The organism is Streptomyces sp. NBC_00876, assembly GCF_045207435.1.
Lineage (GTDB): Bacteria > Actinomycetota > Actinomycetes > Streptomycetales > Streptomycetaceae > Streptomyces.
On record NZ_CP108800.1, the window covers coordinates 7,934,679 to 7,960,119 of the forward strand.

General features: G+C 69.1%; 25 protein-coding genes and 1 pseudogene. 19 read left to right on the forward strand and 7 right to left on the reverse strand.

Going from position 1 to position 25,441, the window contains the following annotated elements; genetic code table 11:
- Positions 1 to 50: 50 nt before the first annotated feature.
- Together OG782_RS34625 and OG782_RS34630 are read right to left on the reverse strand one after the other, a co-directional pair.
- The gene (locus OG782_RS34625) at positions 51 to 2,348 is read right to left on the reverse strand and encodes an ATP-binding cassette domain-containing protein (RefSeq protein ID WP_406457890.1); all 2,298 of its coding nucleotides are present in this window, start codon (positions 2,346 to 2,348) and stop codon (positions 51 to 53) included.
- 190 nt (positions 2,349 to 2,538) lie between these two features.
- Positions 2,539 to 2,862: a DUF5132 domain-containing protein gene (locus OG782_RS34630; protein ID WP_406457892.1), complete on the reverse strand. Its 324-nt coding sequence runs from the start codon at positions 2,860 to 2,862 to the stop codon at positions 2,539 to 2,541.
- A 529-nt stretch (positions 2,863 to 3,391) separates the two neighbouring features.
- On the opposite strand from OG782_RS34630, the gene OG782_RS34635 reads away from it, so the two are divergent.
- Genes OG782_RS34635 through OG782_RS34650 form a run of 4 tightly spaced genes read left to right on the forward strand, consistent with a single transcriptional unit; the run spans position 3,392 to position 8,629 of the window.
- Entirely contained in the window at positions 3,392 to 4,975 is a 1,584-nt protein-coding gene (locus OG782_RS34635) for an ABC transporter substrate-binding protein (RefSeq protein ID WP_406457894.1), read from the forward strand.
- A gap of 29 nt (positions 4,976 to 5,004) precedes the next feature.
- Positions 5,005 to 5,973 carry an ABC transporter permease gene (locus tag OG782_RS34640; RefSeq protein WP_406457896.1) on the forward strand — a complete coding sequence of 323 codons (969 nt, stop codon included), beginning with the start codon at positions 5,005 to 5,007 and terminating at the stop codon, positions 5,971 to 5,973.
- A 2-nt stretch (positions 5,974 to 5,975) separates the two neighbouring features.
- Positions 5,976 to 7,841 (forward strand): dipeptide/oligopeptide/nickel ABC transporter permease/ATP-binding protein, encoded by a 1,866-nt coding sequence (locus OG782_RS34645; RefSeq protein WP_406457898.1) that lies wholly within the window; start codon positions 5,976 to 5,978, stop codon positions 7,839 to 7,841.
- Positions 7,838 to 8,629, forward strand: a complete 792-nt coding sequence (locus OG782_RS34650) for an ABC transporter ATP-binding protein (protein ID WP_406457900.1) — start codon at positions 7,838 to 7,840, stop codon at positions 8,627 to 8,629. The genes OG782_RS34645 and OG782_RS34650 overlap by 4 nt, the downstream gene beginning before the upstream one ends.
- Positions 8,630 to 8,644: 15 nt before the next feature.
- Here the strand turns inward: OG782_RS34650 and OG782_RS34655 are convergent, their stop codons facing one another.
- Positions 8,645 to 9,685 carry an alpha/beta fold hydrolase gene (locus OG782_RS34655; protein ID WP_406457902.1) on the reverse strand — a complete coding sequence of 347 codons (1,041 nt, stop codon included), beginning with the start codon at positions 9,683 to 9,685 and terminating at the stop codon, positions 8,645 to 8,647.
- 337 nt (positions 9,686 to 10,022) lie between these two features.
- On the opposite strand from OG782_RS34655, the gene OG782_RS34660 reads away from it, so the two are divergent.
- Together OG782_RS34660 and OG782_RS34665 are read left to right on the forward strand one after the other, a co-directional pair.
- Positions 10,023 to 11,057 (forward strand): 3-oxoacyl-ACP synthase III family protein, encoded by a 1,035-nt coding sequence (locus tag OG782_RS34660; protein ID WP_406457904.1) that lies wholly within the window; start codon positions 10,023 to 10,025, stop codon positions 11,055 to 11,057.
- 217 nt (positions 11,058 to 11,274) lie between these two features.
- The gene (locus tag OG782_RS34665) at positions 11,275 to 12,615 is read left to right on the forward strand and encodes a glutamine synthetase (RefSeq protein WP_406457906.1); all 1,341 of its coding nucleotides are present in this window, start codon (positions 11,275 to 11,277) and stop codon (positions 12,613 to 12,615) included.
- A gap of 156 nt (positions 12,616 to 12,771) precedes the next feature.
- On the opposite strand, the gene OG782_RS34670 is transcribed toward OG782_RS34665, so the two are convergent.
- Together OG782_RS34670 and OG782_RS34675 are read right to left on the reverse strand one after the other, a co-directional pair.
- Positions 12,772 to 13,428, reverse strand: coding sequence for a GNAT family N-acetyltransferase (locus tag OG782_RS34670; protein ID WP_406457908.1), 657 nt, complete (start codon positions 13,426 to 13,428; stop codon positions 12,772 to 12,774).
- Positions 13,425 to 14,594 (reverse strand): type III PLP-dependent enzyme, encoded by a 1,170-nt coding sequence (locus tag OG782_RS34675; RefSeq protein ID WP_406459432.1) that lies wholly within the window; start codon positions 14,592 to 14,594, stop codon positions 13,425 to 13,427. The genes OG782_RS34670 and OG782_RS34675 overlap by 4 nt, the downstream gene beginning before the upstream one ends.
- A 948-nt stretch (positions 14,595 to 15,542) precedes the next feature.
- Here OG782_RS34675 and OG782_RS34680 point away from each other — a divergent pair.
- A pseudogene (locus OG782_RS34680) lies at positions 15,543 to 16,164 on the forward strand (IS5 family transposase); the annotation flags it as partial.
- 19 nt (positions 16,165 to 16,183) lie between these two features.
- Here OG782_RS34680 and OG782_RS34685 read toward each other — a convergent pair.
- Both OG782_RS34685 and OG782_RS34690 read right to left on the reverse strand, forming a co-directional pair.
- On the reverse strand, positions 16,184 to 17,410 hold the full coding sequence (locus OG782_RS34685; protein ID WP_406457910.1) for a PP2C family protein-serine/threonine phosphatase: 1,227 nt from the start codon (positions 17,408 to 17,410) through the stop codon (positions 16,184 to 16,186).
- Between the two features lie 264 nt (positions 17,411 to 17,674).
- Positions 17,675 to 18,841, reverse strand: coding sequence for a methyltransferase (locus tag OG782_RS34690; RefSeq protein WP_406457912.1), 1,167 nt, complete (start codon positions 18,839 to 18,841; stop codon positions 17,675 to 17,677).
- Between OG782_RS34690 and OG782_RS34695 the strand changes: the two genes are divergently transcribed.
- From OG782_RS34695 to OG782_RS34750, 12 genes are all read left to right on the forward strand, one after another.
- Positions 18,772 to 19,002, forward strand: a complete 231-nt coding sequence (locus OG782_RS34695) for a hypothetical protein (protein ID WP_406459483.1) — start codon at positions 18,772 to 18,774, stop codon at positions 19,000 to 19,002. The genes OG782_RS34690 and OG782_RS34695 overlap by 70 nt on opposite strands.
- Positions 19,003 to 19,139: 137 nt before the next feature.
- Entirely contained in the window at positions 19,140 to 19,463 is a 324-nt protein-coding gene (locus tag OG782_RS34700) for a gas vesicle protein (protein WP_326733759.1), read from the forward strand.
- Positions 19,464 to 19,496: 33 nt separating this feature from the next.
- Positions 19,497 to 19,952, forward strand: coding sequence for a gas vesicle structural protein GvpA (locus OG782_RS34705; protein ID WP_406457914.1), 456 nt, complete (start codon positions 19,497 to 19,499; stop codon positions 19,950 to 19,952).
- Positions 19,949 to 20,710, forward strand: coding sequence for a GvpL/GvpF family gas vesicle protein (locus OG782_RS34710; RefSeq protein WP_406457916.1), 762 nt, complete (start codon positions 19,949 to 19,951; stop codon positions 20,708 to 20,710). The genes OG782_RS34705 and OG782_RS34710 overlap by 4 nt, the downstream gene beginning before the upstream one ends.
- A 1-nt stretch (position 20,711) precedes the next feature.
- Complete coding sequence (locus OG782_RS34715) at positions 20,712 to 20,966, forward strand: gas vesicle protein GvpG (protein ID WP_326656482.1); 255 nt, start codon at positions 20,712 to 20,714, stop codon at positions 20,964 to 20,966.
- A 7-nt stretch (positions 20,967 to 20,973) separates the two neighbouring features.
- Positions 20,974 to 21,939 carry a histone protein gene (locus OG782_RS34720; RefSeq protein WP_406457919.1) on the forward strand — a complete coding sequence of 322 codons (966 nt, stop codon included), beginning with the start codon at positions 20,974 to 20,976 and terminating at the stop codon, positions 21,937 to 21,939.
- A 6-nt stretch (positions 21,940 to 21,945) separates the two neighbouring features.
- Positions 21,946 to 23,058, forward strand: coding sequence for an SRPBCC family protein (locus OG782_RS34725; RefSeq protein ID WP_406457921.1), 1,113 nt, complete (start codon positions 21,946 to 21,948; stop codon positions 23,056 to 23,058).
- Entirely contained in the window at positions 23,051 to 23,392 is a 342-nt protein-coding gene (locus tag OG782_RS34730; RefSeq protein WP_406457923.1) for a gas vesicle protein, read from the forward strand. Before OG782_RS34725 ends, OG782_RS34730 begins: the two co-directional genes overlap by 8 nt.
- 26 nt (positions 23,393 to 23,418) lie before the next feature.
- A complete protein-coding gene (locus tag OG782_RS34735) occupies positions 23,419 to 24,234 on the forward strand; it encodes a GvpL/GvpF family gas vesicle protein (RefSeq protein WP_406457925.1) in 816 nt (271 codons plus the stop codon).
- A gap of 3 nt (positions 24,235 to 24,237) precedes the next feature.
- Positions 24,238 to 24,465, forward strand: a complete 228-nt coding sequence (locus tag OG782_RS34740; protein WP_219571957.1) for a gas vesicle protein — start codon at positions 24,238 to 24,240, stop codon at positions 24,463 to 24,465.
- The gene (locus OG782_RS34745; RefSeq protein ID WP_406457927.1) at positions 24,462 to 24,740 is read left to right on the forward strand and encodes a gas vesicle protein K; all 279 of its coding nucleotides are present in this window, start codon (positions 24,462 to 24,464) and stop codon (positions 24,738 to 24,740) included. The genes OG782_RS34740 and OG782_RS34745 overlap by 4 nt, the downstream gene beginning before the upstream one ends.
- 160 nt (positions 24,741 to 24,900) lie before the next feature.
- Positions 24,901 to 25,365, forward strand: coding sequence for an Asp23/Gls24 family envelope stress response protein (locus tag OG782_RS34750; protein ID WP_406457929.1), 465 nt, complete (start codon positions 24,901 to 24,903; stop codon positions 25,363 to 25,365).
- Positions 25,366 to 25,441 lie beyond the last annotated feature (76 nt).

A 25,441-nucleotide genomic window follows, 5' to 3' on the forward strand; every position in this document is an offset into this window, starting at 1 on the left:
GAGTGCGGTGATGTCACGCGATCGGCGGGCGGGGCGACCTTCTTCTGCGGTCAGGCGGCGAGTTCGCCGGCCTGTAGCTGCCAGAGAGATGCGTAGAGCCCGTGCTGGGCGAGGAGTTCGTTGTGGGTGCCCTGTTCGGCGACGATGCCGCCCTTGTCCATGACGTAGATGCGGTCGGCGTGGCGGACCGTGGAGAGGCGGTGGGCGATGACGACCATCGTGCGGTCGGCCGCGAAACCGCGCAGGGTGCGCTGGATGGCGGCCTCGGTCTCGTTGTCGACGGCGGAGGTGGCCTCGTCGAGGATCACGACCGGCGAGTCCTTGAGGATCGCGCGAGCCAGGGCGATCCGCTGCCGCTGACCGCCGGAGAGCGCGGCACCGCGTTCACCGATCAGGGTGTCGTAGCCGTCCGGCAGCGTCGCGATGAAGGTGTGGGCCTCGGCCATGACGGCAGCCTGGATCAATGCCTCGTCGGAGGCTTCGAAGCTGCCGTAGCGGATGTTGTCGGCGATGCTGCCGTCGAAGAGGAACGGGTCCTGGGCGACGAAGCCGATGGCGTGCCGCAGGTTGTGCCGCCGAAGGTCCCGAATGTCCTGTCCGTCGATCAGTACCCTTCCGGACTGGGCGTCCTGGAATCGCATCAGCAGTCGGGCGATTGTCGTCTTGCCGGAGCCCGTGGCGCCCACCAGGGCGGTCACCTGCCCGGCCGGGATGGTCAGCGAGAGGTCCTTCAGTGCCGTCGGCCGGCCGGGGTAGGCGAACGTGACCCCGTCGAGGACGATTTCGCCCCGTACCTCGGCCAGGTCGAGCGTCCCGTCGCCGCCGTCGGCCTCGACGGGCAGGGCGCGCAGCCGCTGGACCCGGTTGTACGAGGCGAGGGTGCGCTGGTACTGGTCGGTGATGCCGCCGAGCCGGCTCATCCGCATCAGCAGCATCTGGGGGAGCCCGATCAGCGGGCTGAACACCTCGAAGCGCAGGGTGCCGTTGAGTACCGAACGTCCGCCGATCAGCAGGGTTGCCGCCATCGACGCGGTGGTGCAGGACCGGACCGTCTCGGCGTGGCGGATCGTGCTCCGGTCGGTCTGCCGGCTGCTCTCCTGGACCGACCCGCTCAGCTCGTCGATGCGTTCGGCCTCGTACTCCTCGGTGCAGAAACTCTTGACGGTCGCACCGGCTTCGAGCGAGTTGATCACCTGGCTGCCCAGCCTGGACCGGCACTCGCCGGTGGCGGCGTAGTCGGCCGCGGCCTTCTTCTGGTGGTGCAGCGACAGCCAGGCGATGACCGGGACCGGCAGGAACGCGATCCAGGCGATCTGGGGTGCCAGCAGGAGGAACGCCGGCACCAGGACGGCCAGACTGGTGCCCAGTTGCAGCACGTCGTTGGCCGGGCCGGCGAAGAAGGCGCCCAGCTGGCCGACGTCGTTGGTGAGCGCGCCGGCCACCCGGCTGGTCCGCTCACCCTCCAGATGCCCCAGTTCGAGGTGCTGTACGTGTCGGTACGTGCGGCTCCGCCACTCGTGCTCGATGTCCTGTCCGAGCCGGCGCCACTGGAGGTTCGAGGCGTACGAGAGGCCCGCCACCCCGGCGCAGGCCAGGGCCACCAGTCCCGCCAGGCCCCAGAGTTGAGCGGAGGCCGTGGTCAGGCCGAGGCTCACCAGCGGAGCTGCCTCGCCCTTGATGAGGACGAGTCCGGTCCATCCGAGGAAGGTGCCGAGCGCGATCTCCGCGGCCTGGCAGGCGACGGACAGTGCGGCGGCCCGGTAGAGGCGGCGCCGGTGCGGACCGACGATCTCCAGCAAGGGGTGATGCTCGGCACCGGGCCCGGTCGCGTCCCGGGACGTGTCGACCGTTTCGCGCCAGGCCTTTCGCAGCACGACCGCGGTCGCTGCTGCGATCCCGCCCGCAGCCACCAGCTGCCTGCTCAGCGCCGAGCCCTTGACCAGGGCGACCCCGGCCGCGACCCCGCCGCCGACGGCGAGCACCGGGCGCACGACCAGGCCGGGGTCCGCCCGGGGCGCCGGCGCACGGTCCGGGTGGGCCGGTGCCGGACGCCCCACGCCGGTGGGTACCTGCGCGACCCGGGTGACGGCCCTGCGGATGATCCGGCCGATGTCCGTGGCGCGCAGCCGCGCGTCATGCCGGACGAGCACCCTGCCGGTGACGGGACTGGCCTGGGCCTCGGTGATCCCGGGAATGCGGCGCAGCGCAGCGGCGAGGATCTCGGCCGTCCGGGGGCGTCCGAGGACCAGCTTGACGTCCCAGCGCTGGCGGCCCGGTGTGACCGAGCGCGGGCTCGCACCCAATTCCACCGAGCGGAATTCGGTGGCGGCACCCAGTAGCGATGGCATGTGTACGATCACCTGTTTGAGGAGGTCGCGGAAAAACGCCACGGACACGACGGATTACGGCGACAGAGCGGGAAATGGTGTACGGCAGATATCGATGGGCGAACAGCCGGTCAACGGCCGCCGCCCGGCGCTTTCCGCCGAAATCGATCGGCATGCGCGCCTGGCGGCGGCCGACATCCCTTACGGGCTGTCAGTGCGTCTTTCCGGCGGCGCCGGCGGTCGCACGGATCTTCGGGGCCCTCTGTTCCCCCTTGGCTCCGTGCCCGGTGGCGTGCTGGCCGTCACTGGAGGGGATTTCGGTCTCACCTGCGGCGATCTGGGCGGCCACCACGTCGGCGGCCACTTCGGCCGCGAGGTCATGGATGTTCTCCCCGGCCTCCTGAGCTGCCTTCTTCACCTCCATCGCGATGCCGACGGACGCTTTGATGACTCCACCCACCAGGGGCTTGAGCAGGCGTTTGGCCAGTGGCGCGACGATGAGGCCGACCAGGAAGGGCGGTACTACAGGCGGCATGATGCTTCGTCCTCTCTACGCATACGTATGACAGGGAACCCGGGAGCGGCGAACACCGAAGCAGTGCACAGCCGGGCGGATATGAAGCATTCCATCTCGAAATCCGGGCTCATCCAACGAATCGATTTTCCCGGACCACCGGAATGCGCCGTCCGATCCCGTGATCACGGTAGTCGAGCCACACCCGACTGGGCCAAATGAGCCCTGCTAATTCACTCATGTGAGTGGTGATGATCTTCCCGCGTAACCCGCAATCACGACACGCCCGAACACCATCCAGAATGATTAACTGACTGCCTTCTCGAAGGTGTGTCATGTCCACCCGCCGTGCGCCGCCGCAGACCCGGGGAGCGGTGGGCGCGTGACACGGTGGGCCCGGCGCCCCTCGAAAGGGTGAATCAGGAATCGCCGCCCCAGCCGTCTCCGACGGCCCCCGGCCAAGCCGCCCGGCGATTCGGGATGTTCGAACACGCCTTCCGCGCAGGTCAGTTGAGTCACCATGACCAAGCCCCGGTGCGACCATGACGCCATGTTCCGACGCACTCCGCCGGTCGCCCTGGCGGCCGCTCTCACGGCCTCGGCCGTCGCGCTGGGCGGCTGCGGCGGCGTCGCCACCTCTTCCACGAGCACCCCCCTGGTGGACCGAGGCACCGTCCGGATCGCCGAGTCCAGCGAGACACCGAGCTTCGACCCGTACTCCGCCTTCGGCGCCGCCCAGGCCCGCTACGCCTACGACTCCCTGGTCAACCTCGCCCCCGACGGCACCCTGGTCAGCGGCCTGGCCTCCTCCTGGCAGGCCACCACGACCACGGCCACCTTCACCCTCCGCCCAGGCGTCACCTGCTCCGACGGAACTCCCCTCACCGCCTCGGCGGTGGCCCGGGCGCTCACCTACGCGGGGGACCCGGCCAACCAGCTCGCCGGCGCCCGCACCGTCCTGCCGGACGTCCCGTTCACCGCGAGCGCCGACGACGGGACAGGCAGGGTGTCGGCGGCCGCCGCCGCCCCCTTCCCCTTCCTCACCCGCACCATCGGTCTGCTGCCGATCGTCTGTCCCGCCGGCCTGGACCGGCCCGGTTCGCTGGACCGCGCCACCCAGGGAACCGGCCCCTACGTACTGACCCGCTACACCCCCGGCGGACCGTACGAGTTCACCGTCCGTGACGACTACTCCTGGGGACCCGCCGGGGCGACGACCACGCCCCCCGGCCTCCCCGGGCACATCGTCATCTCGGTGGTGCCGCAGTCCTCGACCGCGGCGAACCTGCTGCTCACCGGAGGCGTCGACATCGCGGGCGTGAGCGGACCGGACCGCGCCCGGCTCACCGGCCACGGCCTGACCACCGCCGACGTGGCGACCGTGGTCGGGCTCACGTTCTTCAACCAGCGCCCCGGCCGGGTACTCGCGGACCGGGAGCTGCGCCGCGCCCTGGTGTCCGCCCTCGACCGCCGGGGACTGGCCAACGTCGCCGTCGGCGGCACCGGGAGCCCGGCCACCGACTTCGGCGCCGAGGGCGCCGTCTGCCACGCCGACCTCGCCGATGCCAACCTGCCCGCGCAGAACGCCGTCGAGGCCCTGCGTGAGGCCGGCTGGACCCGCTCCGCCGACGGCCCGCTGACCAAGGACGGCCGGCCGCTCCGGCTCCGCCTGATCACCAGCCCCGACGTCGGTCCGACCCTGGCCTCCGTCGCCGAGCTGATGGCCGGGGAGTGGACGGAGCTCGGCGCCGAGGTCGACCTGGTGACCGAGAGCCTGCCCGCCCTCGTGAACGCCATGTACCGGAGTGCCGACTTCGACGTCGTGGTCGGCAGTACCCCCGGTTTCGCCCTGCCGGCCGGCTTCATCCCCTTCTTCTCCGGCCCCACCCCCGCCCAGGGCCTCAACTTCGCGGGGGTGAGCAATCCCGAGTACGCCGCTCTGGTCGCCCAGGCACTCCGGGAGCCCGACACCACCGGATGCGGCACCTGGAACCGGGCAGCCGCCGCGCTCCTCCGCTCGGCCGACGCACTGCCGATCGCCGAAGGCCGGAGCAGCGTCTACGGCTACCGCACCACCTTCGCCACCACCTTCGGCGGTCAGCTCGTTCCCACCAGCATCCGGCTCCACCAGTGACCGCCCACCTCAGTGACCGAGGGCCCACCATGTCCGTACCCCAACTGCTGCGGCACCCCTGGACGGTGTTCCTCGGCCGCCGCACCCTCCGGCTGATCCTCTCCCTCGGCTTCGTGCTCACCGCGTCCTTCGCGATGATCCGGCTCGTCCCCGGCGATCCGGTCCGGGCCGCGCTCGGTGTCGACGCCGCCCCCGACCTGGTGGCCGCCCGCAGGCACGCCCTCGGGCTCGACATACCCTTCCTGTCCCAGTACCGGCACTACCTCGCCGGCCTCCTGCACGGGGACCTCGGCACCTCTCTGGTCACCGGCACACCGGTCGCGGAAATGATCCGCACCCGGCTGCCGGCGACCCTGGAGATCGCCGGACTCGCCTTCGTGGTCACCCTCGTCGTCGCCCTGCCCGGCGGCCTGCTCGCCGCCGTCCGCACCCTCGACGGCCGCCGCCCGCGCACCGAGCTGGCGTTCACCGCGGTCACCGCCGGTCTGGCGGGAGTGCCGGACTTCGTCCTGGCCGCCGGGCTCACCGCGCTGCTGGCCGTCGGCCTCCAACTGCTCCCGGTGGCGGGTGCGGCGGGCGTCGGGTCCTTCGTCCTGCCCGTCCTCGCGCTCTCCCTCGCCCCCACCGCCGTCCTGCTCCGCATCGTCCGGGTGGAAGCGCTGAAAGTGCTGAACGAGGACTACCTGCGCACCGCCCGCAGCAAACGGCTGTCTCCCGCACGCCGCTGCCTCCGGCACGCCGCACCGAACACGGCCACAGCCGCACTCACGGTCGCCGGAAGTCTGCTGCCCGCCCTGATCGCAGGCACCGTGCTGGTCGAGAAGGTATTCGCCTGGCCCGGCATCGGATCGGCCATGGCCCAGTCCGCGGTCGCACAGGACTACCCGGTGGTCCAGGCGATGGTGCTGGTTCTGGGCACCACCGTGCTGCTCGCCAGTCTCCTCGTCGACGTTCTGCTCGCCGTACTCGATCCCCGTTCGGCCATCCGGGAGATGTGACCATGTGCCTTCCATCCGGCTTCCGGCGCTCACTCATCACCTGGGCCACCGTGTTCATGCTGGCGTCACTCGTCGCGCTCGCCCTGGCCGGTCCGACGCTCTGGGGCGCGGCGGCCGGCCGCCCGGACGCCTCGGCCGTGCTCCGGGGCCCCTCCGCCGCTCACCCCTTCGGAACGGACGGCCTCGGCCGGGACCTGCTCGCCCGGGTCCTGACGGCCACCCGGCCCTCCCTTCTGCTCGCGCTGGCGGCGGTCCTGCTCGGTGCGGGCTCGGGAATTCTTGTCGGGGCCTGTACCGCGGTCCTCGGCCGGCGCGGCCGTCGGCTGACCGCCGGGCTGATCAACCTCCTGCTCGCCTTCCCGGCACTCCTCGTCGCGATGTTCCTCGCGGTCGTGTTCGGCGCGGGCGCCGCCGGGGCGGTGCTGGCCCTCGCAGCGGCGGGTGTCCCCGGATTCGCCCGGCTCGCCCAGACCCTCGCCGCGGGGGTGGCGGGCACCGATCACCTGGCCGCGGCCCGGGTCCTCGGCCTGCGCCGCCACCGGCTGCTGTGGCGGCACGTCCTGCCCAACATCGCGGAGCCGCTGTTCCTGAGCACCACTACGGCGGCGGGCACCACTCTGGTCGCGCTCTCCGGGCTGAGCTTCCTCGGCCTGGGCGTCCAACCGCCCGGCTACGACTGGGGACTGCTGCTCAGTCAGGGGCTGGACCGGATCTACGCCGAGCCGCTGCCCGCACTGGCCCCGGGCCTTGCCGTCCTCTACGCGGCCCTGGCCTTCCAGCTGCTCGGCGAGGCCCTGGCCGGGAGCGTCGCTCGCCGCGGCCCGGCGCCGCGCACCCCCGCTCCGACGCCCGCACCGAGCGGCCCCGCCGAGGACGGGCTGGTCCTCCAGGTCGAGGACCTCACCGTCGAACTCCCCACCCCCGGCGGCACGATCCAGCCGGTGCGCGGTGTGAGCCTCTCACTGCGGCCGGGCGAGGCCGTCGGGCTCGTCGGCGAGTCGGGGTCCGGCAAGTCGCTCACCGCGCTCGCCATCGCCGACCTGCTCCCTTACGGTGCCCGGGTGTCCCGGCGCACCCTGCGCCTGCTCGGAGCCGACCTCGCCGCCCTGACGCCGAAGGAGCGGGACCGGCACCTCGCGACGGGCCTGTCCGTGATCTTCCAGAACCCGGCCTCGGCGCTCAACCCGTCCCTGCGGATCGGCACCCAGCTCACCGAGGCCGTCCGGGCCCACCGCGGCACGAGCCGTGCCCAGGCCAACGCGGACGCTGCCGACGCCCTGCGCCGGGTCGCTCTGTCCCCGGCGCTGCTGCGCTCACGTCCGTACCAGCTCTCCGGCGGCCAGCGCCAGCGCGTGATGATCGCATCCGGGCTGATGACGCGACCGGGACTGATCATCGCGGACGAACCGACCACCGCACTCGACGTGACCGTGCAGCGGCAGATCACCCGGCTGCTCACCGACATCCGGCGGGACACCTCCGCCGCGCTTCTGTTCATCAGTCACGACATCGCACTCGTGGGGGAGTTCTGCGAACGGGTCCTGGTGATGTACGCGGGCACCATCGTCGAGGCCGTGCCCGCAGACCGCCTCGCCGACGGTGCCCGGCACCCCTACACCCGGGCCCTGGTCGCCTCGGTGCCGGACCTCGCCGCCGACCGCGGCCGGCCGCTGCCGACGATCGAGGGCGCACCGCCCGACCCGCTCGTGCCCGCACCGGGCTGCCCGTTCGAGCCCCGCTGTCCGCGCCGCCAGGACCACTGCGCCGAGCAGGCTCCACCGTGGCAGGAATTCGACGCGACCCACCGCGTCGCCTGCTGGCATCCGGAACCGGTGACAGCGGTCCTGAAGAAGGCGGCCGCCTCATGACCCACCTTCAGGTGACCGGCCTCACCGTCCGCCACCCCGGCGCCCGCTTCTCCCGCGCCGCCGTGGAGGGTGTCTCGCTGGAGATCCCGTCCGGCACCACGCTCGGGCTCGTGGGCGAGTCCGGATCCGGGAAGTCCAGCCTGGCCGGCGCGATCGTCGGCCTCGTCCCCGTGCACGGTGGCCGGGTCCTGATCGACGGCAGGGAGGTCCGTACCCGCACCGTCCGCGACCGGCGTCGGCTCGGCCGTCTCGTCCAGGTGGTCCTCCAGGATCCGGACACCGCGCTCGACCCCCGGATGACGGCCCGCCAGACGCTGGTCGAAGCCGCCACAGTCTTCCGCCGACTCGACCGGGCCGCCCGCACCGAGCGCGTCACCGAGCTGCTCCGCCTCGTCGGCCTGGACCCCCGGCTCGCCGACCGCCTGCCGCGCCAGTTGTCCGGCGGCCAGCGCCAGCGGGTTTCCCTCGCCCGCGCCCTGGCAGTCGACCCCGGCCTGCTGATCGCCGATGAGATCACCTCGGCGCTCGACGTCTCGGTGCAGGCCTCCGTCCTGAACACAATCCGTGAACTCCAGCGACGGCTCGGACTGTCCGTTCTCTTCATCGGTCACAACCTGCCGGCGGTCTGCCAGGTCTCCGACGTCGTGGCAGTCATGAGACACGGCCGGATCGTCGAGACCGCCCCCACCGAGACGATCCTGCGCTCACCGCGGCACCCCTACACCCGAACGCTGCTCGCCTCCGTGCCGTCCCTGGGCATGTCCCCGTCCGAGGGGCGGACGTCATGACCGTCCGTGTGACCGTCAGGGACCGGTGGTACGAAGCTCCCGCACCAGGTCCTCGACCACACCGACCACGAACGAGGGAACCTCGTGCGGAAAGTCGTGTCCCGTGCCCTCCGGGGTGTGCACCAGACGTGACGACGTCGATGCCGACAGATACCGGACCCTGCTCCGGAGGTAGAAGCGGCCGATCCGCTCGGCCTCGGCGGCGTCCCGGGCGCCGGCCAACACCGCCTCACCGCCGATGAGATCCCGGGGAATCACCAGCACCAGAGGCAGGTCACCGAGATCCCCGTCGTACACCACAGTCTCCCAGCCGACTCTCGCCAGCCCGGACGGCGACAGCTCGGCGAAGACCGATGCTGCCGCGCAGGCCTGACCCGCGCTGTTCCCCGGGCCTCGGTGGGCACCGAACAACTGGCGCACCGCCGTCAGCAGGAGGCCACGACGCATCCGCGCGGTCTGCCGGCTGCGCGGTGCGAAGGCGACAACCTCGGGCGGTGTCGGATCGAGCAGCACGAGACCGGCCACCAGATCGGGCCGACGCCTGGCCGCGTTCGCGACCAGCAACCCTCCGAAGGAATGACCGACGAGCACGAAAGGTGCCTGCTCCCTTGCCCCCTCCAGCGCCGCCCAGAGTTCCTCCGCCTCGCCCGCCGTCGTTCTCGGAAAGGTCCCGGCATCGCTCCAGCCCGAACCGAACCGGTCGACCAGCACCGACCGGGCTCGGGCCGACAGCATCGTGTGCAGTTCCTGGAATTCCTCTCCAGGGGTGTGCCCGCCGGCCATCCAGACCACCGTCGGCCCGCTCCCGGCCTCTCCCTCGGCGAGAACGTGCATCCGGTGCCCGCCCACACCGACCAGCCGCCCCGGCGGGGGGTTCTCCCGCCGCTCGCGGGCCATCAGGACCAAGTGGCGAACGGCTCCCACCGCCAGCAGCACACCGACAGCCATCGCCAGGAAGCCGAGCGCCGTCGCCCCAACCGTCCCCACCCCGGCCAGCGCTGCGCCCGCCCCCGCCACCAGCACCGCGACCGGCACGCCGATCCAGTCCCGGCTCAACAGCGCGAGCAGACAATTCGCAACCCGTCCGTCCCGCCGGTCCCGTCGCACAGGCCCTCCGTAAAGGAATTCGATTAACGATCACCGTCAGTATCCGCCCCCCGCGCGCACACAGCACGCCAAAGGCTTTCCATTTATGCGAAGTCAAGCGGTCGAATGCTTTATCACTCTCATTGATTAAAAAGTGAACTTCAGATCAGATTTCCGTGAGACGATGCGGCGACGTTGTAATGCAAAGCGCTCGGAAGTGCCGGGTATTCGTGAACCGATAGGGAAGGGAATGGAATATGGGAATTCTCCGAGGAACACCGAACGCGCCCGAACGGAGGGCCGCCCAGTGACCGTTGCCCTGGAACAGGCCGTTTTCCACCAGACCGGCGCCGGCCTGTCCGTGCCCTTCGCCATCGCCGGAACAGGGATGCACCTGCCACCGACGGTCGTCAGTAATCAGGAGCTCACCCGCACCCTGGACACCAGCGACGAATGGATCACCAGCCGTACCGGTATTCGCGAACGCCGCCGTCTGGACCCGCTTCTGGCGACCTCCGACATGTGCGTCGCCGCCGCCCGGCCGGCTCTGGACGCCGCGGGCATCGAGCCCAGGCAACTGGACGCGGTCATCGTCGCCACGTACACCGGGGACCAACCGCTCCTGTCGACCGCGCTGATCGTCAAAGACGCCCTCGGCGCCCACCGGGCTCTGTCCCTTGACGTCACGCAAGCCGCCTGCGCCTCCGGAATCCAGGCCATGCTGATCGCCGCCCACCTCCTGCAGAACCCCTCCATCACCACCATCCTGCTCCTCGCGGCCGACTGCGCTTCCCGGATCACCGATCCCACCGACCGCACCACTGGTGTCTTCTTCGGGGACGCCGCGGCAGCCGTGGTCCTCACCCGTGCCGACACCCCTGGAGCGGGCCTGCTCTCCTACGACCTGGGCTCCCGGCTTTCCTACGATGTCCAGATCCCCGCCGGCGGCTCCCGGCTGCCCGCCAGTACCGCCACCGTCGCCGCCGGAGAGCACTACTTGTCCATGGACGGCCGCGCCGTCTGGAACGCCGCGACCACACGTCTGCCCGAGAGCATCACCAGCGCCGCCGAGCGCGCCGGCGTGCCGATCGACCAGGTCCGGCACTTCTTCCTGCACCAGGCCAACCTGAACATCCTCACGGAGGCCATGGCCGCCCTGGGCGTTCCCCGTGAGCGTGCACCCATCACCATCGACCGGCTGGGCAACACCGGATCAGCCGGCCTGTTCACCGCACTGCACACCACCGTCACCGAGGGCTCCCTCCTCCCGGGAGACACCTACGTGCTGTCCGGGATCGGCGCAGGCTTCCAGTGGGGAACCCTCTGCCTCCGGCACGCCTGACCGACTCACAGAGCCGAGACGACTCGACGGGTTGCCGAACCCGTCGAACCCGGACGACACGAGCGGCAGTCATGCGAACAGCCGGGCACGGGCAAGGCGTCGTGCTTCACGGATTGCCGCCCGTCCTGTGCCGCGTCTCTGCTCCGTCCGTTCACGGACGAGTGAACTCCCGGCAATCGCTGGTGCACCCGCCGCCACGAGCACCAGCATGGACGGCATGGCCACCACACGCTCCCGGGCTGAACGGGCCGCCCAGGCCCGGGCAGTCGAAGCCCAGCTCACCGCCGACGGAATCGACGGGGTGGTGTTCGGCTGGGTCGACAACGCCGGACTCACCCGGGTGAAATCCGTCCCCCTCGCCCAACTCGAACACGCCGCCCAGTACGGTGTCGGAGCCCTGCCCTGCTTCGACGTCTCCCTGGTGGACGACTCCTTCACCACCACGCCGTCGAGTACCGGCCCGATGGGCGATCTGCGGCTCGTCCCCGACCTCGACCGGCTCACCCCGCTCGCCGCACAGCCCGGCTGGGCCTGGGCCCCGGCCGACCGCTACACCCAGGACGGCACCCCGCACCCCGGATGCCAGCGCGATTTCGCCCGCCGGGCCACCGAGGCCGTCGAGCGGCGTGGGCTCTCGGTGCGAGCCGGGATCGAGATCGAGTGGGTGGTGGCCGACGCCGCCGGCGACCCGGCATCGGTCGCGCCCGGGTACGGGATGACCCGCTTCATCGAGCACTCCGACTACCTGCGGGAGGTGCTGCGCGCGCTCACCGGGCAAGGACTGGACGTGCTGCAGCTCCACCCCGAGTACGCCGCCGGACAGTTCGAGGTCTCGGTCGCCGCCGAGGGGCCGGTCGAGGCGGCCGACACCACCATGCTGGTGCGTCACACCATCCGGGCCGTTTCCGCCCGGCACGGGCTGCGTGTCTCGTACGCGCCCGTCTTCACCGAGGGTGAGATCGGCAACGGCGGCCACCTGCATATCAGCCTCTGGCGACAGGGCCGAAACCTCGGACACGGCGGCCCCGGCCGTCACGGTCTGCACCCCGAAGCCGAGTACTTCTTCGCGGGCGTACTGGCCGAGTTGCCCGCCCTGCTCGCCCTCGGTGCGCCCAGCGTCGCGTCCTACCTGCGTCTGGTCCCCTCCCGCTATGCCGGGGCCTACCGCTGCTGGGGCCTGGAGAACCGAGAGGCGGCGCTGCGCCTGATCGCCGGCTCCCACGCCGGGCAGGCCAACGCAGAGTTCAAGTGCTTCGACGCCACCGCCAACCCGTACCTGGAGATCGGCGGCGTGCTGGCCGCCGGACTCGCCGGTCTCGACGCCGGCCTGCCCCTGCCTCCCGAGACCCGGAGCGACCCCGCCGGCATCGACAGCGTCGAACGCCTTCCGGCGAGCCTGCCGGAGACGGCTGACGCGTACGAGAAGTCCGCTCTGCTTCGACGGGCACTCGGCGCCGAACTGTACGAAGCCGTGCTTGCCGTCCGGCGGGCGGAGGCAGAGCTGTTCGCGACCCATACCGACGCGGACGTCATCGAGGCGGTCCGCTGGCGGTACTGACACCCGGGTCACGCAACGGCCCGGGCCCGACGGCTCGGTAGAGGACCGCCCGGTCGCGCCGGGCCCGCCGCACGATCCGGTCCGCTTCGGACCGACCGGAGGCCCGGCGCACCCGGTTGCCGATGGTGCGCCCTGTGCGTTCGAGATGAGCGACGGCTACCCGGAACCCCTGGTGGCGTTCTGGAATGCGAGGAAGAAGGACAACGCTCCGGTGGCCGGTCGGGAACGGAGGGCCACGTTGGGGGCGGACACGTCCGCGGCAGCCTGCTTCGGCTCCGGGACGAGACCCGAGAGCCGGCTCGGGCCGGCGGATTCCAGGGACTTCACCATGTAGACCGCCTCGGGGCCGTAGCTCGCGGGCAGCCCGATCTCGGTCCGGGTGCGGTAGCCCAGCGAGCTCCACAGCGTTTGCGACCCGTGAACCGCGACCAGGGAGAGTGTCCGACAGGAGGCCGCCCGTCCGGCCTCCTCCAGGTGCTGGTGCATTCGGTGAGCCAGGCCCCGGCCGCGTACCCGCTCGGCGATCACCAGGTCATGGAGGTGCAGATTGCTCCCCTGCACCGCACCGTCCTCACCTTCCTCGGCCAGGCTCAGGTCCGGACAGCGGAAGAGAGGGTAGGGCAGTGCGAGCAGGTAGCCACCGAAGCCGCCCGTGTGCTCCAGCACGAAGCAGGTCGAGGGCGAGGCACGATGGCGGGAGCGCAACGCCGCCTCGCCCTCGGACAGGCCGCTCGCCGCGTAGGCGAGCTCCTCGAGAGTCACCAACTCGTTCCAGTCATCCTCTTGGAGCAGCCGGATTCGGGTGTCGTTCATGCGCCTTCACCGTCCGGCTCCCGGCCGCCGATACAGGTGTACGGCAGCGGCGGGAAGCCGTTGAACCCCTGGGTGGTGTATGCGGCGGCGTACGCACCGCAGGAGTGGACCCAGACCGGGTCGCCGGAGGCGATCGTGCGCGGAACCCGCACCATGCCGTCCTGAGCGTAGGCGTCGTCGCTGTCACAGGTCGGACCGGCCACCACGGCATTGACGAACTGCCCGTCGGGGCGGGTCGGGAACTCCAGGCGGTACTGCAATTGGTCCATCTCGTAAAGGCCGTTGAACTTTCCGCAGCTGAGGTAGAGCCAGTCCTCACGGGTGCCGTCGAGCCGATGGCGGGAGGTGAGCCGGGCGACGTGGGCGCGGATCGCGCCGTGGTCGGCGACCAGGTGGCGGCCGGGCTCGAGCAGGAAGCCCAGCGGGGCGGCGTTGACGGCGCGCAGCCGTTCCATGCCTTCGCGGATCACCGCGAACATCTTGTCCAGCGGCGGTTCCAGTGGTCGGCCTCGCCGATCGAGGACACCGAGGGCGGGCAGCCCACCCCCGAGATTGATCCGGTCCGGAACGATGCCGTGCCGGTTGAGTGTCTCCAGCAGAGCGGCGAGTGTCTCGACCGCCTCGCCCCAGGCCTCGGCTGTCATCTGCTGGGAGCCGACGTGTACGGACAGACCGGAGGGCACCAGCCCTGAGGCCCGGGCGGCAGTGAGCACCCTCACGGCGTCCTCGGGCGAACAGCCGAACTTATGGCTCAGGCCCCACAATGCGCCATCGCCGGTTGTCGCGATCCGGCAGAACACCCTTGTGCCGGGGGCGTGTTCGGCGATCGCGGCGACGTCCTCCACGCTGTCGGTGGCGAAGTCGCGCACGCCCAGCCGGTAGGCCTCCGCGATGTTGCGGTCGGACTTGACGGTGTTGCCGTAGTGGATCGATTCGGGGGCCGCCCCGCTCCGCAGCGCCTCGACGATCTCCTGCGGGCCGGCCGCGTCGAAGCCGGAACCGATGCGGGCGAGGTGGTCGAGCACCTCGCCCACGGGGCAGGCCTTCATCGCGAACCGGATGGCGACACCAGGCAGTTCGGCACACAGGCCGGTGTACTGGCGGCCGATGCCGTCCAGGTCGTAGATGATGGCGTCCTCCGTTGCGGCGGCGAGGGCGGCGCGCAGGGAAGGACGGCCGTCCCGCCCGAGGAGGCCGTCCCGGCCGGGGTGGCAGGCGGTGGACGCGTGCACGGCGGCCGACGCTGTCAGGGTGCGGTGGCCGTTGCTGCTACGGTCGGCCGTCCGGCGCTGCTCGGCGATGTGACGCGTGTCGGTGGCCTGAGGCCTCACGTGTGAACTTCCAATCCAGCTGGATGATCGATGCCAAGGGCGTGTTGGCACCCACAGGGGAAACGAGAGGGGCCCAGGTCGGTTATGACGCCTGACCCGGCATTTCTCCCGTCCGTGCCCACTGCGCCACCGCGTCATTGAAGTGGCGCTCGAACGGGCGGCGGGGGAACTCGCGGTCCAACCGTCAGAACGGTCGGACCGCCGGTGAGAGTGCCTCAGGGGGAGGCCTTCCGCTGGACCGGCGTTCCCATCTGTGCCCGGCCTGACCTTGTGTGCCAGGGCGGATGCTGACTCAATGCTGACTTCTCTGACGGTATGTCAGGATACTGTGACTGCTGGTTGGGTCGATCCGGAGGGCTGGAGCGACTACGGGTGAAGGCCGATGAGTCATGAAGTTGCGGTCCGGTCGAGCCACCCATGAGCTGTCGCAGCAGGAAGAGCTGGCCACGGCCAGCAGGCTCAACTCGTACTGGCGCCGCACGCTGCGACGTGCCCCGGGTAAAGGGGCGGCCGCCCCGACGAAGGGCGACCCGTCCCCCACCGACCAGAAACGACGGCGCTTGGTTGCCCCAAATCCGCAGATTCAGTTCCCTCCGACCCCGGGTGTCAGCGCCCCACCCGCTGACGCCCACCAATACACCTCCTCACGGGCTGGCTTCTGATGCCGGTGAAAGGAGCGGCTGTTTCGGGTCTCCATGTGGCCTGGGCATCGTCGACTACGCGGCCATCATCGCCCCGCTTTCGCCTAGCTGTTCGGGCCGCGGAGGGGAAGTGCTGCACCCGATGACCAAAGTGGACACGCGAGTGCAACTCGCAGATCAGGAGTGGGAGTTCGTCGAGCCGCACCTTCCGATCGGGGAGAGCGGTCCGTGCCCCGAGCGGCTGCGGCAGCTGATCGAGGGCGTGATCTGGCGGTTCAGGACGGGCGGGCAGTGGTGGGAGATGCCGACCGAGTTCGGTGCCTGGTCGACCGTGCACAACCGCTTCCGGCAGCGGCGTGATGCCGGCGTGTTCGAGGCACTGCTGAAGGACCTGATCGCCGAAGCCGCGAAGCGGGGCGAGGTGGACCTGTCCCTGGTCGGCGTGGACTCCACCACCGCTCGGGCCCACCACGACGCGGCCGGGATTCACCTCGATGAGAGCTTCGTCACCGCCCTGGAGAAAGCCGCTGCCGAAGAGGAGAAGGCCAGGTCAAAGGGGGCTCCCTTGAAGGACTAAGCGGGCGGGTCACCAAAGACGATTCCGCTCGGGAAGAGCGGCAACGCATCCGACGCCGGCACAAACTCCGGCCGACCGCAAGTGCCGCCCCCTGGCATTCATCCTGACTGCGGGCCAGGCGGCGGACAGCCCGCAGTTCATCCCCGTCCTTGAGAATGTGCGGGTGCGCGGGCCGTCGGTCGCCCCCGCGCTCTGCGGTACTCGGTTCAGAGGCGGACGATGACGAGGGCGGTGTCGTCGGTGGTTCCGCCGGGTGGGAGGAGGTCGAGGAGGATCGCGTCGGCCTGGGCTTCGGGGTGGGCGCCCTGGTGGCGGGTGAGGGCGTGCGCGAGGCGGGCGAGTCCGGCGTCGATGTCTTCGCCTCGGCGTTCGATGAGTCCGTCGGTGTAGAGGACGAGGGTGTCGCCTTCAGTGAAGCCGGTGGCGGCCTGGGGACGTGGTACGTGTTCCGGGAGGGCCCCGAGAGGGGGGTCGGTGGCCCGGTCGAGGAACTCGACATCGCCCTGGGCACGGAGCAGGGCAGGCGGGAGGTGTCCGGCGCTGCTGTAGGTGAGAGTGTAGGTGTCCCAGTCGATGTAGGTCTCGACGGCGGTGGTGTTCTCGGCGCCGCTGACGGAGCGGGCATAAAGCCCGAGGGCCTCCAATGCCTGAGCGGGGCCCTCGGCGACGAGGGAGGCGGCGCTGAGGGCGCTGCGGAGCTGTCCCATGACCCCGGCGGCGTGCAGACCGTGGCCGACGACGTCACCGACGGCCACGGCGATGCGGTCTCCGGGCAGGTCGACGAGGTCGTACCAGTCGCCGCAAATGTTGAGGAAGCCGACAGCAGGCCGGTAGCGGACGGCGGCGCGGTTGTGGCCGATGTCCCCGGGGGCGGGCAGCATGGCCGCCTGCAGGACGAGGGCGACCTCGCGTTCGCGGCTGTGGGCTTGCCGCAGGCGCTCGTTGACTTCCTGCAGTTCTCGGGCGCGGGTGTAGAGCTCGGCTTCCAGGACCCGGGGCCGGCTGCCGTCAGGGGCACCGCGGGCCGAAATGAGCTCGGTTACCTCCTCCACCCGGTGCACGATCAGGATGACCCGGCCGTCGGGGCCGAGGACCGGGGCGTTGACCGGACTCCAGTACCGCTCCTCCCACTTGCCGGGCCGCTGCAGGGACTGGACGTCGTAGCGCTGGAGCGCCATGCCATCACGCTCGGCAGTCGCCAGGACCCGCTGGAGGGAGGCCAGCAGGTTGCGGGCACCACTGGCGCCGGGATCGCTCGGGTTGTCGGGAAACACATCGAACGGAGAACGGCCCACCACCTGCTCGCGGGTGCGCCCGGCCGCGTGCAGGTACGCCTCGTTCGCGTCCGCGTACACCAGATCGGGGGTCAGCAGCGCCACCATGCCGGGCAGGGACTCGAACACTGCCCTGTAATCGATCTCCGGATCTGTCATGCCCAGCCTGCCTCTGCGCCCGCGACCCTCGGTGATCTCCACGATAGGACGTCGGCGGCGTTCCTGCTGCCGTGCGCCCGGGGCGCGTGCTGCTTCCCGGAGCGGGTGTCCGTTCCGTCGCCGCCTGCTCCTGCAACAAGCTTTAGTCGTGCGATGTGAGCACCCTGGGGGCGTATGGCCGTACGGGTTCGGGCGACGATGTCGTGCTGTACGCCGGGGTGCCGTGCGTGGCTACCCCGGGCAGACGTCGGCGGCCCGGCGGGATTACCGGGCCGCCGTCCGCACCCGGACAACCGCCCGGGGGAGCGCAGGACGGGGCCCAGGGAGATGAGCGCGCGGTCGATGACCTCCGCGTCGAGGCGTGCCCGCGCGAGGACATCGATCGTGGTCTGGGCGCCGCACATTCTGGAATGGACCATGAGCAGTGTTCCGCCGGGTCGCAGAACGGTTGCGGCGGTCGCACAGACCCGATTGACGACGGCACGGCCGTCCGGACCACCGTCCCACGCACGGGCTTTGCCCCGCAACGGGGGGCCGTGCGATCGGCGAGGGAACGTACGGGGGGTTACTGATCACCATGTCGTACTGTCCCGTGTCGAGAGCGGACAGATCCCGATACCGGACGGTGACCCGGCTGCGGTGGAGGGCGGCGTTCACCCTGGCGCACAGCACCGCCCTGTGCGAGATGTCGACGGCAGTGACGCATGCGCCCAGCCGGGCGGCGTGAACTGCCAGGGCCCCGCTGCCGGTCCCCAGTTCCAGGACATGTGTCCCGGGGCTGATGTTCTCCCGGGCGAGAGCCCGTATAAGGAGGTGCGTGTCGTGTTGCGGAGTGCAGACGCCCGGCACAGTCAGCATGTGCCGCGGCATGCCAAGCGATGATGCGACCATGGCCGCCTCTCGCCCGCGTAGTGGCGGCGACCGGTCGCCGCATGTCCAGGATGGGCTGCGCGCAGGACGGGCGCCATTCCGGCGGTCATGGAATGTGTCGGCGGCCGACGTAAGTGCGAAAGGAGTTCGGCGAGGGCCGGGACGCAGGGCTTCTTTGGTGTGGCGTTTCGGGGTGGTGCTTCTTCTCCATCCCCGAGGGGGTCGGCCGGACGCTGATGGAGTCTGCTCGATGGATGGGAGGTGGGTTGACGCCTGCCCCCGGCCGGGTGGCTGCGTTCCTCTCCGAGGTCCAGCTGAATGCCGAATTTTCGGGAAGCGACGAGCGCCCCTTCTATCGCGCTCCGCACGCGGAGCCGAAATCACTTCTTCAGCGGCTCGCTGTCTTCGACGACGCCAGCAGAAGTGCGGAATCCTGGGGTTACGACAGCTGATTCGCCTCCTTGCAGATCGATGCCTGTCAAAGGCGTGTGGTGAGCGCCCTGACCGCCGAGAAGCAAGAAGTCGTCGAGGTTGCGCTGCGTAGCGGTGAGCTCCGGGCATTGCTGGAAATTCTGGAGTACGTCGAGGGGGCAGCGCCGCGGGACGACGCACGGGAGATGGCGCGGAGAATATGCTCGGACCTGTCCTTGATGGCGCGGGACGGGCGAGAGGGCCTTGACGAGCATCGAGAGGCACTCACGTACGCGGAAGAGCAACGTTAGCTGCCAGCGCCACGAGAATTATTGGCGATGGCCCTGGTGACCGTGAATCCTTCACGGATCAAGCGATTCGCCTTCACGCCACGCTCCGATGGATCCGCTCAAGATGCGCGGCCGACGCGAGTGACGAGACTGGCCTTATGGCAGAACAACGTCGCACACACGCCGGGAGTTCGAAGACGGCGACCTCCTCCCGCGCCCGACGACCGGCGCGAGGACCGGAGCATGCGGCTCGTGCTGCCAGCAAGAGCTTGGAGGGGCTGATCGGCCATCCCACGGAGGGGGTCTCCGCCGTGCGGCGCGAGGACGACGGCTGGTGCGTGGTGGTGGACGTTCTTGAAGTTCCACGGATCCCCGACACCACAAGCCTCCTCGCCTCGTACGAGGTGCAGCTCGACCGGGACGGCGAACTCCTGCAGTACCGCAGGGTCCGGCGATACCGACGTGGTGCAGCCGACGAGTGACCCGCGTTTCGCTCCCTGTTGGAAGGAATCTCGATGCCAGCGACCACCTACTCGGACGAGGTAGTGGCCTGCCCGCCCCGCGCCGGAACGTTGTACGACGTGCTGGAGCTCATTCTTGACCGTGGCATGGTCATTGACGTATTCATCCGGGTTTCGCTGGTCGGCATCGAGATCCTGAAAATCGACGCGCGCATCGTTGTCGCGAGTGTGGATACGTACCTCCGCTTCGCGGAGGCGTGCAACCGGCTGGACCTTGAACGTGATTCCGGCAGCACCACCGTTCCCGAGCTTCTCAGCGGCGGTGTGGCGAAGTCCGTGGGGAAACGCAAGGTGCGTCACGCGGCCGAGTCCGTCGGCGACACCGTACGCAAAGCAGTAGGTGGTGGCGACGACTCGTCCGAGGAAGAGGACGAGCCGCAAGAGCGGCCGAAGAAGCGACGTGCACCTGCCCGCAGCAGTGAGAGCCGACGACGGCGCGCGGAGGCATGAGCGTGAGCGCGGCAACCGGTGGTGTGTATGTCTACGCGATCCTGCGGGCCGCGACGGCGCTTCCGAAGGATGCGGTCGGCGTCGGATCGCCGCCCGCTGTCCTCAGGGGCATCAACCAGGGTCCGCTTGCGGCGGTCGTCAGCGACGCGCCGCCGCAGCTCCGTGCCCGACGGCGCGATTTGTTGGCGCACCAAAATCTTCTGATGCGCCTGGCTGACGAGGGTCCGGTGCTCCCCATGCGGTTCGGAATGGTCGCTGCGGACGAGCAGTCGGTCCTCGCGCAACTGGCCGCCGACGAATCCGAGTATGCCGCCACCCTGGACCGAGTCGCGGGCCGCATCGAGATCAACGTCAAGGTTCTTCCCGCGCAGAATGCGCTGGAGGTGCTTGTCGCCGAGGACGCAAGCGTGCGCCAACTCCGAGCGGCAGCTCGGAAGAACCCGGGTTACGAGGCCAGCCTCCGGCTGGGCGAGGCCATTTCCGGTGCTCTCACCAGGCGGGCAGCCGCCGCAGGGCATCGGATCCTTCGTGAACTCGCACCTGCTGCACAGGCGGCCGTCCCGGGACCCGAGGTCCCGGGCTGCGTGCTGAACGAGTCCTTTCTCGTCGACCGTGCTGAGAGCGAAGCCTTCCTCTTGCGGGCCCAGAGCCTCGGGGCGGATTTTCGGGACCATGCGGAGATCCGGTCCGCCGGCCCGCTTCCCTGCTACAGCTTCGTTTCGGCGGAGGCCCGATCTGTGCTCGTGGGCGGCAAATGACATGGGGCTGATCACCGGTTTGCTCACGCTCCCGATCGCGCCCGTGCGCGGCGTGATCTGGGTGGCGGAGAAGCTCAATGACGCCGCGGAGCGTGAGCTGCACGACCCCGCCGTGTTGCGTGCGCAGTTGGCGGTACTCAATCAGGAACTGGAATCCGGAGAGATCAGCCTGGAGGAGTTCGAACGCGAAGAGGAACGCTTGCTGGACCGGCTGGACGCCGTACGGATCGGCCCGGCACAGAGTGATCGAAGGTGACGTGCTCATGGAAGACCAGACGAAGTTGACCCTCGCGGTCGCAGTAGTCGGCGGCTACGTGCTGGGCCGGACCAAGAAGGGGCGACTGGCTCTCAGCGTCGCCACGTATCTCGCAGGCCGACGCTTCGGTCTGGAGCCCCGCCAACTAGCCGCAGAAGGTATGCGTCGACTCGGCGAGGTCCCCCAGGTCGCTGAACTCCAGGAGCAGCTCAGGGGAGAGGTTCTTGACGCGGGCCGTAAGGCCATGACCGCTGCCGCCAATCGAAGCATGAGCACGTTGGCCGGCTCGATCAGTGAGCGCACGGCTCGTCTCCTCGAACCGCCGAAGGACGACGAGGGCGACGAGGGCGACGAGGGCGACGAGGGCGACGAGTACGACTATGAGTACGAGGACGAAGAGGAACCCGTAGAAGAGGACGGGGGGTACGAGTACGAGGACGAGGAGTACGAGGACGAGGAGTACGAGGACGAGCCGGAGGAGGGCGATGAAGAGGATGAGCAGCCAGTAGAGGACGAAGAAGAAGAGGAAGAGGGAGAGGAAGAAGAACCCGAGGAGGAGCCGGAGGAGGAGCAGCCGAGAAGGCGCGCCCCCCGCCGGACGTCGTCGGGCACGGCGAAGCAGACCGCCCCGGCCAAGAAGAAGGCTGCAGCCAAGAAGACGGCCCCGGCCAAGAAGACGGCAGCCAAGAAGACGGCAGCCAAGAAGGCGGCCCCGGCCAAGAAGACGGCGGCCAAGAAGTCCGGCGGCTCGGCGAAGAAGACGGCGGCCAAGAAGACCGCCCCGGCGAAGAAGACGGCGGCCAAGAAGGCGGCTCCGGCGAAGAAGGCGGCAGCCAAGAAGTCCGGCGGCTCGGCGAAGAAGACTGCAGCCAAGAAGACCGCCCCGGCGAAGAAGGCGGCGGCCAAGAAGACGGCAGCAGGCAAGTCATCGTCCAAACGAGCCGCATCCAAGCGCTCCAGCGGTCGGAGGTAGCGAGTCATGGCCAGGACGGAAAATGCAGAGCCTGAGTCGGAAGAGGCTGAAGAGACCGAAGAGTCCGGAATGGATAAACTCCGCGGTGAGCTTTCCAACTTTCTCAGCACGCAGGTGGAGAAGCTCGCGGAGAAGGCAGGGGACAAGCTGACCGATGTCACCGGTCAGCTGAACGATGTCGCGGAGAACGGCGGCTCATTGCCGGCCATCGGCTCTCGAATCCTCCAGGGTGACTCTCCGGTGAAGGCGTTCGTTTCGGAGAAGGCCAAAGGTGTTAAGGACAACGTCGTGGAGAAGGCCAAGGAGGCCTTTGGTGGCGGCCAGGGTAAACGTAAGGCAAGCGGCGGAAAGGTCATGAACATCATCGAGGTCCTCGATGTGGGAGTGCCGCTCCGTGCCGCTTACGACCACTGGACCCAGTACGACCAGTTCAGCAGTTTCGCCAAGGGCGTGCGCGATGTCTCGATGGACGAAGAGATGTCGAGCGACTGGAAGGTCAAGGTGGGTCCCTCCTCCCGAAGCTTCAAGGCAACGGTCCAGGAGCAGATCCCTGACGAACGCATTGTCTGGACATCCGAAGGCGCCAAGGGGACGACGCGAGGTGCGGTGAGCTTCCACGAACTGGCACCGGCCCTGACGCGCATCGTTCTGGTCATGGAGTACTACCCGTCCGGCTTCTTCGAGAAGACGGGCAACCTCTGGCGCGCGCAAGGACGACGGGTCCGGCTCGACTTCAAGCACTTTCAGCGGTACGTCACACTCACGGAAGAGGAGCCGGAAGGGTGGCGTGGCGAGATCCGCGACGGAGAAGTAGTCGTATCGCACGAAGAGGCCATGGAGGAGGAAGAAGCAGAGGACGAGGAAGAAGGCGGCAACGAGGAAGACCCTGAGGGGGAGGAATACGAGGAAGAGCCGGAGGAGGACGACGGTGAGGACGAGGAACCGCTGACGGACGAGGAAGAGCCGGAAGAGGAAGAGGACGAGGAAGAGGACGAGGAAGAGGACGAGGAAGAGCCGGAAGAGGAAGAGGACGAGGAAGAGCCGGAAGAGGAAGAGGCACCGCGCAGAAGGCGGACCACGTCCGCAAAGCAGCGATCACGGAGAGCGCGAAGTGACTGATCTCGACTTCCGACAGGACGCTTCCTATCCTGCATCCGGGCCGCAGAACACCAACCTGGCGGACATCCTCGAGCGCGTTCTCGACAAGGGCATCGTGATCGCTGGGGACATCAAGATCGACCTTCTCGACATCGAGCTGCTCACCATTCGCCTTCGGCTCTTCGTGGCCTCCGTGGACACGGCGAAGAAGGCCGGGATCGACTGGTGGGAGACCGATCCGGCGCTCAGCTCTCACGCGGCAAGGAACGCCCTGAAAGATGAGAACCGAGAGCTGCGGGCGCGGCTGGAAGCACTTGAATCGCGTTCCGAAGAGACATCGCCGGACTTGCGATGAGCCAGCGAGAGGAAGAACAGGGGCTCATGACGGAGCGCAGCACAGGGACATCGGACGCGAACGCCGTCTACGTGTTCGCGGTCTGCCAGGCGGAGGGGGACCCCGACGTGCAAAGTCTCACCGGGGTCACGCAGGACGAACGGGTGCGCTCCCTTCGCGTCGGCTCGCTCACAGCGATCGTGCAGACCGTTCGAGGGGCTGACTTCACGGACGAGGTATGGCAGAAACGGCTGACCGACGAGGCTGAACTCGAACGATACGCGCGTGCCCACCACAGGGTCGTCTCGACAGTCGCTGCCCAATTCCCCACGGTTCCCTTGCCGCTGGCCACGTTGTACAACGGAGACGAGAGGGCCGCACTCGCACTCGCCAGTGAGTCGACACGGTTTCGCACAGCACTGACGCGTATTGCGCATCATGCCGAATGGGGGATCAAGGTCTACGCACCCGTCTCGCGGAGCGCGGGCGATGGTCCCTCGGAGGAGCGGACGGCTACGGCGGCAGACCGGACGCGCCCGGCCCCTGGAGCGGGCAGGGCCTATCTGGAACGTAAGCGCAACCTGCAGTCACAGCGAGAGCAGCGGCAGACGGATGCCTTGCGGGTCGCAGATGCCGTGGATGCGGACGTGAGCCGCCTCGCCACGGAGTCCCGCCGGCTCCGGCCGCACGGCAGCGCAGCCGTTGATGACCGTCGTGTTCAGGTACTGAATGCGACCTATCTGGTAGCAGGGAATCGGGCCGCCGAACTGGACGCGCTGGTTGCCGGATTGCGAAAACGCACCGGGGCGCACATCGAGGTCTCCGGGCCCTGGGTCCCCTACTCCTTCGTGGGCGAGGTGTAGGCCTTGACGCACGAAGCAGTCCCGTGGGACGGGCCCGGAGGCCTGAGCGGCCCGATCGGCGTGCCGCTGGTCGATCTGCTGGACCGTGTCCTGGCGACCGGGGTGGTCGTGAGTGGTGACCTGGTCATCGCCATCGCCGACGTACCACTCGTACGTGTCTCACTCCATGCACTGCTGTCGTCGGTCAACGAGCGTGTTCCTGCCCCCTGGGCAGACAGCGGGCCGCTGTGACGACCTCACGAGTGGACCTGGACTCCGAGCAGATGGGGCGCGATCTGGTCACCCTGGTGCTCACGGTGGTCGAACTGCTCCGGCAGCTGATGGAACGGCAAGCCCTGCGGCGCATCGACGAAGGTGACCTGACCGACGATCAGACCGATGAGATCGGCACGACGCTGATGATGCTCGATCAGCGCATGGGAGAGCTCTGCGAGCAGCACGGTGTACGGCTGGAAGACCTCAATCTCGACCTAGGACCCCTGGGCTCCCTGCTGCCCCGGAACTGAGGGCGCGCGGCAAAGGGAGCGGACACGAATACGCTGCTCTTCTCGGCACTCGAATGGCGTATGCCCGGATCCTGGAGCACCGTGGAAGGGGGGCGAGGACGGTGGAAAAGGTCCGCTGATTCCGGTTGGCCCCTCCCAGAACTCTCGCTGCGAGGTACTCATGGCGACGAACGGCAGTGAAAACGGAACGACACTCGGATCGAACGAATCGGCGGGCGGTACGAAGGGGAAGACTGTCATCGCGGATACCGTCGTCTCGACGATCGCGGGGATAGCGGTACGTGAGACCGAGGGAGTCCACACCCTCGGCGGCGGCGCTTCCCGGGCCATGGGAGCGATGAAGGACAAGGTGTCCCGCTCCAACGACCCGGGACGCGGAGTGAAGGTCGAGGTGGGCGAGAAGCAGGCCGCCGTCGATGTCGACATCGTGGTCGAGTATGGAACGCTCATTCTGGACACGGCGAAGAAGATCCGCATCCATGTCACCGATGCGGTGGAGACGATGACCGGGCTGGAAGTCGTCGAGATCAACATCAAGATTCTCGATGTGCACGTGCCGGGGGACGACGACAGCGACGACGACGAGGAAAAGGGCGCGCCTGCAAGGTCGCGCCGCGTTCAGTGAGGCTGATGTTCTGGCAGCGCCAGTCCATAGGCAGGAGCCGGACCGCTCGGCGCCGATGGCGATGTCGGCGCCGCCG

Excerpts from the sequence above, each read along its gene's own strand:
- OG782_RS34625 (WP_406457890.1), bottom strand. The coding sequence starts at position 2,348 with ATGCCATCGCTACTGGGTGCCGCCACCGAATTCCGCTCGGTGGAATTG.
- OG782_RS34630 (WP_406457892.1), bottom strand. The coding sequence starts at position 2,862 with ATGCCGCCTGTAGTACCGCCCTTCCTGGTCGGCCTCATCGTCGCGCCA.
- OG782_RS34635 (WP_406457894.1), top strand. The coding sequence starts at position 3,392 with ATGTTCCGACGCACTCCGCCGGTCGCCCTGGCGGCCGCTCTCACGGCC.
- OG782_RS34640 (WP_406457896.1), top strand. The coding sequence starts at position 5,005 with ATGTCCGTACCCCAACTGCTGCGGCACCCCTGGACGGTGTTCCTCGGC.
- OG782_RS34645 (WP_406457898.1), top strand. The coding sequence starts at position 5,976 with ATGTGCCTTCCATCCGGCTTCCGGCGCTCACTCATCACCTGGGCCACC.
- OG782_RS34650 (WP_406457900.1), top strand. The coding sequence starts at position 7,838 with ATGACCCACCTTCAGGTGACCGGCCTCACCGTCCGCCACCCCGGCGCC.
- OG782_RS34665 (WP_406457906.1), top strand. The coding sequence starts at position 11,275 with ATGGCCACCACACGCTCCCGGGCTGAACGGGCCGCCCAGGCCCGGGCA.
- OG782_RS34670 (WP_406457908.1), bottom strand. The coding sequence starts at position 13,428 with ATGAACGACACCCGAATCCGGCTGCTCCAAGAGGATGACTGGAACGAG.
- OG782_RS34685 (WP_406457910.1), bottom strand. The coding sequence starts at position 17,410 with ATGACAGATCCGGAGATCGATTACAGGGCAGTGTTCGAGTCCCTGCCC.
- OG782_RS34690 (WP_406457912.1), bottom strand. The coding sequence starts at position 18,841 with ATGCCCGGAGCTCACCGCTACGCAGCGCAACCTCGACGACTTCTTGCT.
- OG782_RS34700 (WP_326733759.1), top strand. The coding sequence starts at position 19,140 with ATGGCAGAACAACGTCGCACACACGCCGGGAGTTCGAAGACGGCGACC.
- OG782_RS34705 (WP_406457914.1), top strand. The coding sequence starts at position 19,497 with ATGCCAGCGACCACCTACTCGGACGAGGTAGTGGCCTGCCCGCCCCGC.
- OG782_RS34710 (WP_406457916.1), top strand. The coding sequence starts at position 19,949 with ATGAGCGTGAGCGCGGCAACCGGTGGTGTGTATGTCTACGCGATCCTG.
- OG782_RS34715 (WP_326656482.1), top strand. The coding sequence starts at position 20,712 with ATGGGGCTGATCACCGGTTTGCTCACGCTCCCGATCGCGCCCGTGCGC.
- OG782_RS34720 (WP_406457919.1), top strand. The coding sequence starts at position 20,974 with ATGGAAGACCAGACGAAGTTGACCCTCGCGGTCGCAGTAGTCGGCGGC.
- OG782_RS34725 (WP_406457921.1), top strand. The coding sequence starts at position 21,946 with ATGGCCAGGACGGAAAATGCAGAGCCTGAGTCGGAAGAGGCTGAAGAG.
- OG782_RS34735 (WP_406457925.1), top strand. The coding sequence starts at position 23,419 with ATGACGGAGCGCAGCACAGGGACATCGGACGCGAACGCCGTCTACGTG.
- OG782_RS34750 (WP_406457929.1), top strand. The coding sequence starts at position 24,901 with ATGGCGACGAACGGCAGTGAAAACGGAACGACACTCGGATCGAACGAA.